The sequence below is a fragment of the Arcticibacterium sp. genome, assembly GCF_055134445.1.
In genome coordinates, this window is sequence record NZ_JBSRVI010000035.1 from 165,831 (window position 1) to 178,344 (window position 12,514).

Annotated in this window: 12 protein-coding genes; all 12 read left to right on the plus strand. The window is 34.2% G+C overall.

The annotated features are described in order from the left end of the window. Nucleotides 1–14 precede the first annotated feature (14 nt). The 12 genes from ACTBZY_RS05105 (at nucleotide 15) to ACTBZY_RS05160 (ending at nucleotide 12,490) form a co-directional block, all read left to right on the plus strand. The gene (locus tag ACTBZY_RS05105) at nucleotides 15–923 is read left to right on the plus strand and encodes a phytanoyl-CoA dioxygenase family protein (protein ID WP_463045260.1); all 909 of its coding nucleotides are present in this window, start codon (nucleotides 15–17) and stop codon (nucleotides 921–923) included. Next, a complete protein-coding gene (locus tag ACTBZY_RS05110) occupies nucleotides 923–1,450 on the plus strand; it encodes an acyltransferase (RefSeq protein WP_463045261.1) in 528 nt (175 codons plus the stop codon). Before ACTBZY_RS05105 ends, ACTBZY_RS05110 begins: the two co-directional genes overlap by 1 nt. Further along, complete coding sequence (locus ACTBZY_RS05115; protein ID WP_463045262.1) at nucleotides 1,443–2,663, plus strand: hypothetical protein; 1,221 nt, start codon at nucleotides 1,443–1,445, stop codon at nucleotides 2,661–2,663. The genes ACTBZY_RS05110 and ACTBZY_RS05115 overlap by 8 nt, the downstream gene beginning before the upstream one ends. Before the next feature lie 6 nt (nucleotides 2,664–2,669). After that, complete coding sequence (locus ACTBZY_RS05120; RefSeq protein WP_463045263.1) at nucleotides 2,670–3,950, plus strand: hypothetical protein; 1,281 nt, start codon at nucleotides 2,670–2,672, stop codon at nucleotides 3,948–3,950. A gap of 286 nt (nucleotides 3,951–4,236) precedes the next feature. Continuing rightward, the gene (locus ACTBZY_RS05125) at nucleotides 4,237–5,232 is read left to right on the plus strand and encodes a hypothetical protein (RefSeq protein ID WP_463045264.1); all 996 of its coding nucleotides are present in this window, start codon (nucleotides 4,237–4,239) and stop codon (nucleotides 5,230–5,232) included. Nucleotides 5,233–5,311: 79 nt separating this feature from the next. Next, nucleotides 5,312–5,824, plus strand: a complete 513-nt coding sequence (locus ACTBZY_RS05130; protein WP_463045265.1) for a DapH/DapD/GlmU-related protein — start codon at nucleotides 5,312–5,314, stop codon at nucleotides 5,822–5,824. Nucleotides 5,825–5,826: 2 nt separating this feature from the next. Continuing rightward, nucleotides 5,827–7,317, plus strand: a complete 1,491-nt coding sequence (locus ACTBZY_RS05135; protein ID WP_463045266.1) for a GMC oxidoreductase — start codon at nucleotides 5,827–5,829, stop codon at nucleotides 7,315–7,317. Further along, nucleotides 7,314–8,357, plus strand: a complete 1,044-nt coding sequence (locus ACTBZY_RS05140; protein WP_463045267.1) for an NAD-dependent epimerase/dehydratase family protein — start codon at nucleotides 7,314–7,316, stop codon at nucleotides 8,355–8,357. Before ACTBZY_RS05135 ends, ACTBZY_RS05140 begins: the two co-directional genes overlap by 4 nt. Continuing rightward, a complete protein-coding gene (locus ACTBZY_RS05145; protein ID WP_463045268.1) occupies nucleotides 8,347–9,102 on the plus strand; it encodes a glycosyltransferase family 2 protein in 756 nt (251 codons plus the stop codon). Before ACTBZY_RS05140 ends, ACTBZY_RS05145 begins: the two co-directional genes overlap by 11 nt. Nucleotides 9,103–9,203: 101 nt before the next feature. Beyond that, nucleotides 9,204–10,532, plus strand: a complete 1,329-nt coding sequence (locus tag ACTBZY_RS05150; RefSeq protein WP_463045269.1) for a hypothetical protein — start codon at nucleotides 9,204–9,206, stop codon at nucleotides 10,530–10,532. 60 nt (nucleotides 10,533–10,592) lie between these two features. Continuing rightward, nucleotides 10,593–11,525 carry an NAD-dependent epimerase/dehydratase family protein gene (locus ACTBZY_RS05155; RefSeq protein ID WP_463045270.1) on the plus strand — a complete coding sequence of 311 codons (933 nt, stop codon included), beginning with the start codon at nucleotides 10,593–10,595 and terminating at the stop codon, nucleotides 11,523–11,525. Then, complete coding sequence (locus ACTBZY_RS05160) at nucleotides 11,525–12,490, plus strand: MraY family glycosyltransferase (RefSeq protein ID WP_463045271.1); 966 nt, start codon at nucleotides 11,525–11,527, stop codon at nucleotides 12,488–12,490. Before ACTBZY_RS05155 ends, ACTBZY_RS05160 begins: the two co-directional genes overlap by 1 nt. Nucleotides 12,491–12,514 lie beyond the last annotated feature (24 nt).

Sequence of the window (12,514 nt, forward strand, 5' to 3'; positions counted from 1 at the left end):
TAAATATAAAAAATATGAAAGCACTGGTTCACAAGATACTTAACTATAAATTTCGAGGTCTAGATTATTATTTGATGAGAGGCTTGAGTAACAAGTCTTTAAGAGATTCTGTTATCAAATGGAAAGTAAAAGGGAGAGGAAAGGAATACTCTTCAAATAAAGAATCTGCTTTTATGAATTTGAGCGAGATTGGAACGCATTCAGAGAACTTAAGAGCTAATGGCTTCACAAAAATGAATGCTAAGGTTTCTGAAAGTAAGCAGGAGAGAATTCTTGAGTCAATAAAACTGTTATCCTGCTTTGACCCACATAAAAGGCTTTTAGGCGAAATAGATCCTTTGAACCCGCCTAACGAAACTCATACGGCCCACTATAGAAGAGATGAATTAGTTCAAAATATTGATATTTTAGAGATAGCTAACGATCCAGGGATTCTTAGTATTGCTCAAGATTTTTTAGGAGCAACCCCCACGATCAGTAATGTAAATTTATGGTGGTCTTACAGTGGGAAAAAGCAGGCAGAGGAGGCTCAGCTTTACCATAGAGATGTGGATGATTGGAAGTTTTGTAAGTTGTTTATATACTTAACTGATGTTTCTAAGGACGCTGGTCCTCACATTTATGTTAAAGGCTCTTCTTTGTCGCCTAAGCTTAGGAAAATAAGAAGATATCAAGACCAAGAAGTTGAGAAAGTGTTTGGTAAAGAAAACGTAATGACTTTTATTGAACCTAAGGGAAGTGTTTTTCTAGTAGACACTTATGGTTTTCATAAGGGTTTGCTTCCTAATTCTGAAAAGAGGCTATTGTTACAAGTAGAGTATTCATTAAACCCTCTTGCTGTGGAGACTTATAAGCCAGTAAGTTTTGATTCTGCACAGGTTGACCAACTAAATCTTTTTGTTAACAGACTTTTAATTAAATAATGACTAAAACTCTATACACCAAAGTTGCGTCAAATGGATTTGTGAAAGCTTTAACGCTTCTTTTCCTTAAATTCATTCATTTCTTTGACCGTGTATTTAGTCATTTGCGATTTCATGCACTTGTTCCTAATGCAAGCAAAACAGCTCTTTGTCATTGGACTACTGACATTAAATATGGCGAAAATATTTACATTGGCGAGGGCAGTGGCATTAATAAATATTGCACCTTAGGAGCTCATAGTAAGATTACTATTGGAGAGAATGTTAGGATATCAACAGGGGCAATTTTAGAGACGGCAGGTTTGGACTTTGGTTCGCCTGCTCCGTATAAACATCTTTCAAAGCCTATTGTTATTGAGGACGGCGTTTGGATAGCGTCAAATGTTATTGTTTTGGGTGGAGTGACTATCGGGAAAGGAGCATTAATTGGTGCAGGAGTGGTGGTCTCTAAAAATATTGAGCCTCATAGCATAGTTGTTGGTTCGGGGAACCGACTTTTAGACAAAAAAACGCCCTTTCATGATTGAAAAAATTAACTTAGCTAGAAAGAAACTACTTGATAATTACGATTTAAAGAACATTAAAACCATAATAATAAGGTATTTTTTGTATTCTTTTGGAGTAGTAGATGGCCTAATGTTACCTTTTTTTCTTAAAGACAATCCGGAGGTATATTCTAATATTGAATATTATCGAAATGCTATCTTTCTTTTTCCCAATGTCCTTTTAGGTGCATATAGTGGCTATACATATGTGAAATACAATTTTGGAGTGGATTATTTCCAGCAGCTTTTCAAAGTTGGTTTGGTCCTAAGCCTCTTGAGTTCCATTATTGTTGGCTTTGTTTTTAGCTTAGAAATATTGATTATTCCTCTAATAATAATTAATTTATTTACAATTTTAGAACAAAAGCTAAAAGTACTCAAAGAGTTTACAGTCGCATTCTTCTTTAAACCCCTTTTGGCTGTTTTTAGTATTTTGTTGGGTGCGGCGAATTATTTCTTTAAGTTAGACTTGGCTGCGAATATTTTTATTTTAACCATTTTTTTCTTCGCTTTCTTAGTTTGGATTATAATGATAAAAAGATTTATCATTATAGAGGGGTTCCTTTCAATATCTAAAACGGATGTGTTGAAGTATTTCGTAATGGTTAAAAAAATATTTACAGGAGTTCTTGCCACCTTAGTTTTTGGTTTGCTGATATTTTCTGAAAGGTTTATTGTAGAGAAGTATTTTTATTCAGATTTGCCTACATATTCCTTTGCGTTTAGCTTATCGCAAATAATTGTTGTTGTAATTAGTGCTTTCAGTTATTTGTCAAATATCACTTTAGGAGAGAAAATAAAATCACTAAAGAAAGAAAGTTTGATAAAGCAATTTAAAGTTTCATTTATTGCCTATATAGGCTTATTACTTTGTTTTGTATTGTTCTTATTCCTTATTACACCAATTTACCCTCAGTTTAATGATATCGTATTAGTTGCTTTTCTAATAACGATTTTTAAAGGTTTTTTCTTTATTGTTGGCATTTTTAGCCCTATTGCGGTATTTAAGGATTTCAATAATAGTATGTTGGGTGCCGTTTTGGTGATTTTTGTCAGTTGTATATGTGTTTCTGTTTTTCTAGCTAAAAATGGGTTTTCTGTGTTTACCATTTATTTTTCTAATGGACTATTCATTTTCAGTTATAGTCTTTACGTTTTAAACATTGTTTTTAGAAGAATTAAGTACGAAAATTAATCTAATATGATAGAAGCTTTATCTGGAGTGAAAGAACTTAAAGTATTGTTATATGCTAGAGAACCGACGGGGTATGGGAACATGTTTCGTGAGTATGGTGACTTGATTATTAAGAATTATTTAAAAACTGAAGAGTATAAGATCTTATCCGATTACCCAACTAAGACAGACTATTATCTTGATCTGAAAAAGTATAACGTGAATGATTATACAGCAGAAGATTATTTGTTTTTTGAAAACAACTTGGATATCAATCAAATTATAAAGAATGAAAGAGTTTTTAGGATAGATATGTCCTACTTGGATTCTTGCAATCTTATTTTTGCATGTGCTAAATTTTTGCTTGACTTTTTCAGAGAAAATTCTTTTGATGTCTTAGTGACGAATATGCCTGATTGTTATATTGTTGATATTTTGACACAAATGGCGAGACAAAAAGGCATTCGAGTTATATCTTCTTGTGGCAGTTCTTTTGGAAGAGAGCATATTCGAATTACGGAAAGGGGAGAGCTAAATAAGGTAAGGGAAGTTGATGATAGTGAAGTAGATGGGTTTTTAGAAAAAATGTCAAAAAAGTATGACCAACCATATGTGTCATCTAAAAAGCAAGTTTACCTCAAAGTTTTAAGATATTATTTTTCCTATAAGGCAAAGTATGTTTTACATTATTTGATTAATTATAAGCTTTTTAAAAAGCTTAATTATAGATTCTTAATGACGGTTGTGGATACATATCCGAGACGATTGATAGATATTTTTTGTGTCAATAAGTATTTCACTAAGGATGTATCTTCTTTGAGGTGTAATAAATCAGAGAAATTTGTCTATATACCATTACATTATCATCCAGAAGCTACAACCGAATATTGGGTGACAAAGAAAAACTATTTGACTTACTACTTTTCTCTTTATAAAACTATCCAATACTATGTAAATAATGGATATAAGGTATTGGTAAAGGAGCATACAGCATCTTATCTTAGAAGAGACAGAAATATTTATAAAAATATATTAAGTTACAAAAACACGTTCCTAATTAGCCCTTTTGTTTCCACTTATGAAATGTTTGAATTGGCGGACTATGTTGTGGTTTGGACAGGAACAACTGGTGTTGAGGCTATTATGGCGGATAAAAAAGTTGTTTTGGCTGAATCAGAAGTTTATTTTAGTCTTGGTAAACTTCCATATGTTGGAGAAGAAGAGAAGTGTAAATTGTTTTCAGATATGGATAAAAAAGATTTAGCAAGAAATATTTTAGAAGGACTCTTTCCTATTACAAAGGTTTAAGTGAATGTCTCATTACTATCCGGTTAAGTGTTTTTTGTTAAGTTGGTTTGTGGTGGTCTTTATTAGGCTTGCTGGTTTAATGAATTATGACAGTGTAAGCATCGAAACTAGTGTAAGCATAGTGGTATTTATTGTAACCTTTGTATGCGGCTATATATTCGGGGTTAATAAGGTTATCAGCGTTAAAAGGATTTTTTTATTAAGCTTTAGAGGATTCTCACCTCGGGGAAATTTGTTATTTCTGATGAACTTAACAATATTGTTATCAGTCATTTGTATTTTTTTTATGTACCTAAAAGTTAGAGGGTTATCTGAAAGGTATGATGCAGACATGAGTTTAAGTGGTTTTACGGAAATACGAGGAGCATCCATCGGTGATGATACCAAAGAACTAGGTTCTAGTATATATGGAATGATAGCTACTTTATTGTTTGGCTTTCCTTTGCTAGCCGGTATAATTGCGATCTATTATGAAAAAATCTTGAGTAGAGTTAAAAGATATTTGTTAAATATTAGTTTTTTTGGTGGGATTCTCACTTCATTCATGACCGGAGGACGATTTACTGCATTTACTTTTTTGATAATTTATCTTTTTGCCCGAAAACTTAGTCCCGTAAAATTAGCGTTTAAAACAAAACTCATTCTTTCTTTAGCCGCTATTATATTTATCCTTATCTCTGGTCAAATATTTATGGATAGATTAAGTCATCAAGATATAAGCCAAGTGGCGTATTATCTAAGACTCTGTAAGCCAAAAAGTTTTACGGAAACCTTGATAAGGTATAACCCGAATTTGACTACTGTAGTGATTTACTTTGAATATTACATTGCTCATGGGGTGAATCAATTGGATGTACTACTGAATGCACCTCAACCTAAAAGTTTCCCATATTTGGGTGCGTACGAGTTTAAGACCTTTGTTCTAATGTTAAATAAGATTGGATTTAATATAATTAATTCGGATAAAATAGTTTCTGAGATAGTTAATCCTGGGGTTTATTTCACCCAAATAGGAGCTATGTATCTTGATTTTGGCTACTTTTTATCTTCATTGGTAACCCTTTTGTTTGGCGTTTTTACTGGAATCTCATGGAGAAACTTTCTTCATTTTAAAGGGATTTCAGATTTGCTAGTTTGTGTTATTTTACTTTCTTTGATTTCTGTTTCATCTATTGTTAGTTTAATAGGTGCCGGTTATTTCTCGGCTATCCTTGTTGTTGCCGTTTTTTTATATTTTTTTAACTTTTTTTTCCCACTGCCTATTTATACCGAAGATGTTTAGAAGATATTCACTTTCAAACTTCTTTTATTTGTCTTATTGCTTTTTGAGGACCAAACTGATCGCTCGAAAGGCTCGTTTAATGCGTTTCCCGATTGATATTAGAGGTAGAGCTTTTATAGATTTTGGGGAAAGTTTGACTACGGGTGTCGGATGTCGAATTGAAGCAGAGTTTGTTGGAAACGAGAGGGAACAAAAAACGAAAATATACTTTGGTAAGAACATTCAAATCAACGATTACGTGCATATAACTGCAGCAAAAAAAATTACATTTGGAGATAATGTACTAATAGCCAGCAAGGTGTACATATCTGACTGTAGTCATGGCAGCTACGGCTTTGAGGGCCATCATGATAGTCCTTTAAGCATTCCCAAAGACAGAAAAACATATGCGGATGAGGTGAAGATTGGTGATAATGTATGGTTGGGTGAAAATGTGGCTGTGCTAATGGGTGTTGAAATAGGAGAAGGTAGTATAGTAGGGGCTAATTCAGTTGTAACAAAAAGTATACCTGCTAACTGTATTGCTGCCGGAGTACCAGCTAAAGTTATTAAGAAGTTTGACTTTGATTTAAATCAGTGGAAAAAGGTATAAAGATGAAATTCGATTACTGCATTATTGGTTCCGGTATAGGTGGGGGAATGCTGTTAGATTCTTTGATTAAAAAGAACCCAAACAGTAAAATAGTATTAATAGAGGCCGGAGGTAATAGTCCCAAAAAAGACGAACATTATGAATCAACGGGTTTACCATTTAAAATGATCACCACAAGTGTTCAGGTGGGAGGGACGAGTAACCTCTGGCATGGTGTTTTGAGTTTTTTGGATGAAATTGATTTTAAAAAACGTTCTTGGATTCCTAAAAGTGGTTGGCCCATAGTTAGGGATGATATCATGTCTTATTATAAGAAGGCTGCCATCTTCTTTGGAATAGAGGAGTATAATTATTTCTTTTTAAGTAGACTAAATGCCTTTTTAAAGAAGTCTATGGAGAGCATAAACTTCAATAAAGATCTTTTAGAAAATAAGCTGTTTCAGCAACCCAAAAATATTTTAAGCCTTAAAAGAACTATTAAGGATATTACAGGGCGGTTTCCTAATGTACAGCTTTATGATGAAACCACCGCTTTAGCCTTAAAAGAGGGTTCTGCAGGTACTGTAATTTCTTGTCTTGTTGGCTATGGAGAAGGGCAAACGAAGGAAATTTTTGCAGATAAGTTCATAGTTTGTGCCGGGGCTTTAGAAACTCCGCGATTACTTTTAAACTCCAGCTGGATATACAATAAAAATATTGGTAGATATCTAATGGATCATCCTATGGGGAATTTGGTCCAACTAAAATTTCGGAAAAAGCAAAAGGCTCATATTTATTCCACCACCCCTTACGGAAACGGAACAAAAATTAAGACGGGTTTAGTTTTTAAGGAGGAGTGTCAAGAGAAATATAAACTTCCTAATCATAACTTTTACATAAGACCTTCTTTTGTGAAGGGTATAGATGACAAATCGGAGAAGATAAAATTGTCTCTCTTGACTTATAAAAGTGGGAAACTTACTTTTTCAGATATAAAAAACACCTTATTGAATTTAAATGTGGTAAGGCAGATTTTAACGTATAAGCTTTCACTTAATGTTTCTTATAAATATGCCGACTTGTTTTTTATGACGGAGCAAGTGCCTAGTTGGGAGAGCCATGTGAGTTTATCTGAAGTCAAAGACGAATATGGGTACAGAAAAGCTAATGTGAATTGGTGTTTGGCTCCGTATGATATCGAAAATATGAGGCTGGTGTATAATATGTGCCTTGAAAATTTCTTTGATGATAAGGATTTTGAAATAACGCATAAAGAAAGTGACTTTAATTGGGAAAACATTTTCACCTCTGGTGCACATCATGTGGGTACCGCAAGAATGGCAGATACGGATGCCGACGGAGTAGTGGATGCTGATTTAAAAGTTTTTAATACAAAAAACCTTTACGTTTGCGATGGCTCCGTTTTTCCTACCTCTGGAAATGTAAACATAGGCCTTACAATAGCCGCTTTGGCTCTTAGGTTAGCAGACCATTTAGAAGGGGATAAGGTATGACTTTAGGGATTATAGGTGGTAGTGGTTTTATTGGGAAAGATTTTCTTCAAAGGTATGGGTGTGATTTCTCTACCATACGGGTATTACATAGGAGACCAGTAGAAAACCTAAGTGCTGGAATGGTCGAAATCATTGGTTCGCTAGACAATCAAGAGGCGATTGAACGCCTTACAAGTGGTTGCGACGTTTTAGTACATGCTGGCTTTGATCATTCTTATAGAGATAACATTGCTGGCATTAGGAATATACTAAAGGCTTGTGAAACGAATAATGTTAAAACCCTTATATATCTAAGCTCCTATATAGTTTATGACTTAAGTAGGGATAAGTCTACGATTAATGAAATTTCTAAAAAATCGAAACTTCAAGACATTTATACCCATGAAAAGCAAAAGATAGAGGACCTATTAGCAAAGGCACCATCATCGTTATTGAAAATTGTTTTACAGCCTACCATTGTTTATGGCTTAGCTGGGAACTGGAGCAAAACCATAATAGGCCTATTGCATTCGCCAGAATTAGTCATTCCCAAAAATGGAAAAGGAAAAGTGGCTGCGGTTTATGTGGCAGATGTTTCTCAAGCCATTTTTAGAGCGACCCAACTGGAAGGAACAAACTTTAAGCAGGCCTATCAATGTTTTTTGATTTCTTATAAAAATACTGTTCAATGGCATGATTTATATGAATTACATGCATCTGTTATATACGGGGAGCAGAAACAACTTACTTATTCACCTAGCAATGATAATGTTTTTGCAGAGGGTAGCCTTAAAAATTTTATAATAACAATTCTCTATTCTCGCCTGGGTGGTTTTTTAATGCGTCCAATACTCAAAATACTTAAAGGCGTTTTAGAGTCAAAGAAAACCGAGTCGGATACTTTGCAAAAAATCAGTGTTAGCTTAAATGGTCTGTCAAGAGCTCTTCACCTAGGAAGCCCCAATGTGACAATTGATAAAGCGGAACAAGAGCTAGGCTATCGACCAGAATATGATTTAAAAGAATCTTTTAAAGAAATGTGCATTCATTATGACAAATAGTATAAAGGTTTCTATTATTACGCCCATGTTTAATGCGGGGGCTTATATTTCTGAGACCATAGATTCTGTTATAAATCAATCCTATGAAAACTGGGAAATGCTTATAAGTGATGACTGCTCTCAAGATGATAGCGTAGCAGTGGTGAAAGCGTATGCAGCAAAAGATGTTCGCATTAAACTATTCTTAAACCCAAAGAATGTAGGGCCAGCAGAAACTAGAAATAATAGTTTATCAAACGCAAGCGGTCGATTTATCGCTTTTTTAGACGCAGATGATCTCTGGAGCCCGCATAAACTTGAAGAGCAGCTTCATTTTATGCTGAATAGATCCGTTGGCTTTTCTTTTACGGAATTTCATCGTTTTAAAGGAGAGCTAGAAGGTGAGCGAGTAAGTGTACCCAAAACTATAGTTTATAGTGAATTACTGAAAAACACCGCAATTGCTACTTCAACGGTTTTAATAGATACCAAGATTGTTTCATGGCCAATAAAAATGCGGCAAGTCTATTATGATGACTTTGTGCTATGGTTAGAAATTTTGAAAAAAGAGGCTAAAGCTTATGGCATGCAAAAGGACCTGATGGCATATAGGGTATTGCCGGGTTCAGTTTCTAGAAATAAACTTAATTCGGCGGTTGAGGTTTGGCTTACTTATAGAAGAATAGAGAAAATTAACTTATTAAAATCCGCTTGGTTCTTTGTAAATTGGACTTTTAATGCTGTAAAAAAGTATAGAAAGTTCTAAGTTTTAGAAAAACCATTTAATAAAAAAGGTCTATTATGCTTTAGATTAAAGAAAATGGTGTATACTTTTATTTCATAATAATTGACTAAAAAGAAAATAACATGAAGAAATTTTACAAACTGCTGCCTGCGATTCTTGGAATTGCAGTAGCTACTAGCACATTTGCACAAGATAACGTAGGTATAGGTACGGTAAGTCCAGATAACTCTGCGGTATTAGATATTCAATCTCAAAACAAGGGTTTATTAATACCTAGAATGAGTTTGGAAGAAAGAAACTTAATTGATAATCCGGCTCAGGGTTTGTTAGTTTATCAAACTGGTAATGAAGCAGGTTTTTACTTCTTTAATGGTAAAGACTGGTCTGCAATGTCAGACAATGAAGCCAAGTCTATCGCGGCAGATCCAAACGACTGGACGAGAACAGGAAACAATATTGGAGCGTCGGATTTTATTGGAGCTTTAAATAATATTCCTTTAGTTTTTAAAGTTGGTAGTGTTCAAAGTGGTTATATTGGTACTTCTGCAACCGAAAATACATTTTTTGGTCAATATTCAGGAAGTGTGACTTCAGGTGTTAATAATACGGGATATGGGTCGAGCTCTTTAAGAAGTAATACAACGGGTATTCAGAATACAGCAATAGGGATGAATGCACTTCGTTCAAATACTTCTGGTTCTTATAACACCGCTTTTGCAAGAAATGCTTTGTATGCTAATACAACTGGTACAGGAAACGTTGCCATTGGTTTATCTTCTATGGTTTCTAATACAACGGGTGGTAACAACTTGGCCTTTGGTACAAACTCATTGTATCAAAATACCGCTGGACAGGGTAACTTGGCTCTAGGTTCTTATGCTTTGTATAAAGGTCAAGGGAATAATAATGTCGGTATTGGTAATAATGCTGGTTATAACAACATCGCTGGTACTAACAATATCTTTTTAGGAAATAGTGCTGGTTATAATGAAACAGGTTCTGATAAGCTATACGTAGCTACCACTAATACTACCATGCCGCTAATTTATGGTGATTTCTCTGCTAAGTTTGTATCTATTGGAGATGTAACCCCAGCAAAAAGATCTTCTGCAAATACTTCTGGAGGGTATAACCTTTTGGTAAAAGGTGGAATTTTAACTGAGAAAGTAAAGGTAGCATTAGCTTCTTCTGCAGATTGGGCTGATTATGTTTTTGCGGCTGATTATAAGTTAATGCCTTTAAGTGATGTTGAGAAGTTTGTAAAAGAAAACAATCATTTACCTAATGTTCCTTCCGCAGAAGAAATGGCTGCAAATGGTTTAGAAGTAGCAGAGACCTCTAAAATGTTTATGGAGAAAATTGAGGAATTGACGCTTTATATGATTGAACTAAATAAAGAAGTTAAGTCTTTAAAAGCCGAAAATCAGGCTCTTAAAGCATCTATTAAATAATTCACATTTTTTTAATGTTATTTTTAGTATAGAGCCTTTAGTGATAAAGGCTCTATTTTTATGGATATATTATTTACAGGCTCTACAGGTTTTTTAGGTTCTCATCTTTATAATCAATTGATGGTTAAGAATGAGGTTCACGAAGTCGTTAGAAAGAAAACAGCAAGCAATAGAAATAACATTGTTTGTGATTTGACAAAGGAAGTGCCAGAAATTGGCGAAAGTAATATTGATGCCGTGGTACATTGTGCTGGTTTAGCACATTTTGTTCCTAAAACTAAGGACTCGAAAGACAAGTTTTACAAGGATAATGTGAGCATAACTGCTAACTTACTTAAGGGCTTGGAGAGGCATAAAAATAAGCCTCGTTATTTTGTGTTTATTAGTTCTGTCGCAGTTTATGGATTACACAATGGAATAGATATTGATGAAACCTTCCCTTTGGATGCGGTTGATCCTTATGGATTAAGTAAAATTGAAAGTGAACGCTTGGTGAAAGCTTGGTGTGAAACGCATCGTGTGATTTTAACAATTTTTAGGCTACCTTTAATTGCGGGAGATAACCCTCCAGGGAATTTGGGAGCTATGCTCTCTGCTGTTAAAAAGGGCTATTATGTGAGAGTAATGGGGAGAAGCCCTAAGAGGAGTGTTGTATTGGCCTCGGATGTAGCCAATATAATAGAGCGGTCTTTTGAAATAGGAGGGGTTTTTAATCTTACTGATGACAGAGACCTTACTTTCGTGGAGTTAGAACGAGCAATGAAAATTGGCTATGGCATTAACAAAAGAACAATATTGCTGCCTCTGTTTCTGGTTATTCTTTTTGCAAAAATTGGTGATTTTGTAGAGTATGTATTTGGAATGTCAGTACCAATTAACTCTAATAAGTTAGAAAAGCTAACGAGTGACTTGACTTTTAAAAGTATTAATGCTAGCGATTCTTTGAAATGGCGGCCAAATAAGGTATTGGCCTATTATCACAACAAAACATAATGACGTATATTATTTCCTTTTTTATTCTAGTGCTATTAACGCAATTTTATATTGGAATAGCCAAGCGGTATAATATAGTGGATATTCCAAATGAGAGGAGCTCGCATAAAGTTATAACTACGAGAGGCTTAGGAATTGTTTTTGTGCTTGCAACAATGGTTTTTTTTGTGGTTAGTGGCTTTAAATATCCTTTTTTCATGGTTGGTGTGTCAATAGTAGCCTTGGTAAGTTTTTTGGATGACATTTATACGCTTTCTGGTGGTCAAAGAATTTTGGTTCAAGTAGCGTCCATGATTTTGGTTTTTATGGAATTAGGTGTTTTTAACGAGGCCTTGATTCTTGTTCTTGTTTTTTTTGTTTTAGGTGTGGGATTTATGAATGCTTATAACTTTATGGACGGAATTAATGGTTTGACAGGCGGCTACTCTCTAATTTCAATTTTGTCCTTTTATTATATAAATGAATTTGTTTTTTCATTCGTAGATTCTAGGCTTCTGACCTTTCTTGGAATGGGCGTAATAATTTTCCTTTTTTATAATTTTAGGAAAAAAGCAAAGGGCTTTTCTGGAGATGTTGGGAGTATTAGCATGGGTTTAATTGTGGCATTTCTGATGTTTAAATTAATTTTGGATTCAAACGACTGGAAGTATTTGCTACTTGTTTTTATCTACTTGATGGATACGTCTTGTACAATTTTTGTTAGGTTAATGGATAAGCAAAATATTTTTGTTGCCCACAGAAGGCATTTTTATCAATTACTCACAAACGAAGTAGGAATAGGACATTTAAAGGTTTCGTTGCTTTATGCCGGTATGCAGGCGGTATTAAATTGTTGGATTATTAGCTATAAGCATTTTGATTTTATTTTCTTAATACCCTTTCTTATTCTTTTAGTTATAAGTTTTTTAACTAGGAAAAGGATAGAATGGGCGTTAAATTCTTTACCGAAAAATAAATTTCACTAAAATTGGAACTCCAGTAATTAAATA

What these genes read in the sequence shown, in the direction of transcription:
- ACTBZY_RS05160 (WP_463045271.1), top strand. Translation starts at nt 11,525, where the DNA reads ATGACGTATATTATTTCCTTTTTTATTCTAGTGCTATTAACGCAATTT.
- ACTBZY_RS05105 (WP_463045260.1), top strand. Translation starts at nt 15, where the DNA reads ATGAAAGCACTGGTTCACAAGATACTTAACTATAAATTTCGAGGTCTA.
- ACTBZY_RS05145 (WP_463045268.1), top strand. Translation starts at nt 8,347, where the DNA reads ATGACAAATAGTATAAAGGTTTCTATTATTACGCCCATGTTTAATGCG.
- ACTBZY_RS05155 (WP_463045270.1), top strand. Translation starts at nt 10,593, where the DNA reads ATGGATATATTATTTACAGGCTCTACAGGTTTTTTAGGTTCTCATCTT.
- ACTBZY_RS05115 (WP_463045262.1), top strand. Translation starts at nt 1,443, where the DNA reads ATGATTGAAAAAATTAACTTAGCTAGAAAGAAACTACTTGATAATTAC.
- ACTBZY_RS05120 (WP_463045263.1), top strand. Translation starts at nt 2,670, where the DNA reads ATGATAGAAGCTTTATCTGGAGTGAAAGAACTTAAAGTATTGTTATAT.
- ACTBZY_RS05130 (WP_463045265.1), top strand. Translation starts at nt 5,312, where the DNA reads ATGCGTTTCCCGATTGATATTAGAGGTAGAGCTTTTATAGATTTTGGG.
- ACTBZY_RS05140 (WP_463045267.1), top strand. Translation starts at nt 7,314, where the DNA reads ATGACTTTAGGGATTATAGGTGGTAGTGGTTTTATTGGGAAAGATTTT.
- ACTBZY_RS05150 (WP_463045269.1), top strand. Translation starts at nt 9,204, where the DNA reads ATGAAGAAATTTTACAAACTGCTGCCTGCGATTCTTGGAATTGCAGTA.
- ACTBZY_RS05110 (WP_463045261.1), top strand. Translation starts at nt 923, where the DNA reads ATGACTAAAACTCTATACACCAAAGTTGCGTCAAATGGATTTGTGAAA.
- ACTBZY_RS05125 (WP_463045264.1), top strand. Translation starts at nt 4,237, where the DNA reads ATGTACCTAAAAGTTAGAGGGTTATCTGAAAGGTATGATGCAGACATG.
- ACTBZY_RS05135 (WP_463045266.1), top strand. Translation starts at nt 5,827, where the DNA reads ATGAAATTCGATTACTGCATTATTGGTTCCGGTATAGGTGGGGGAATG.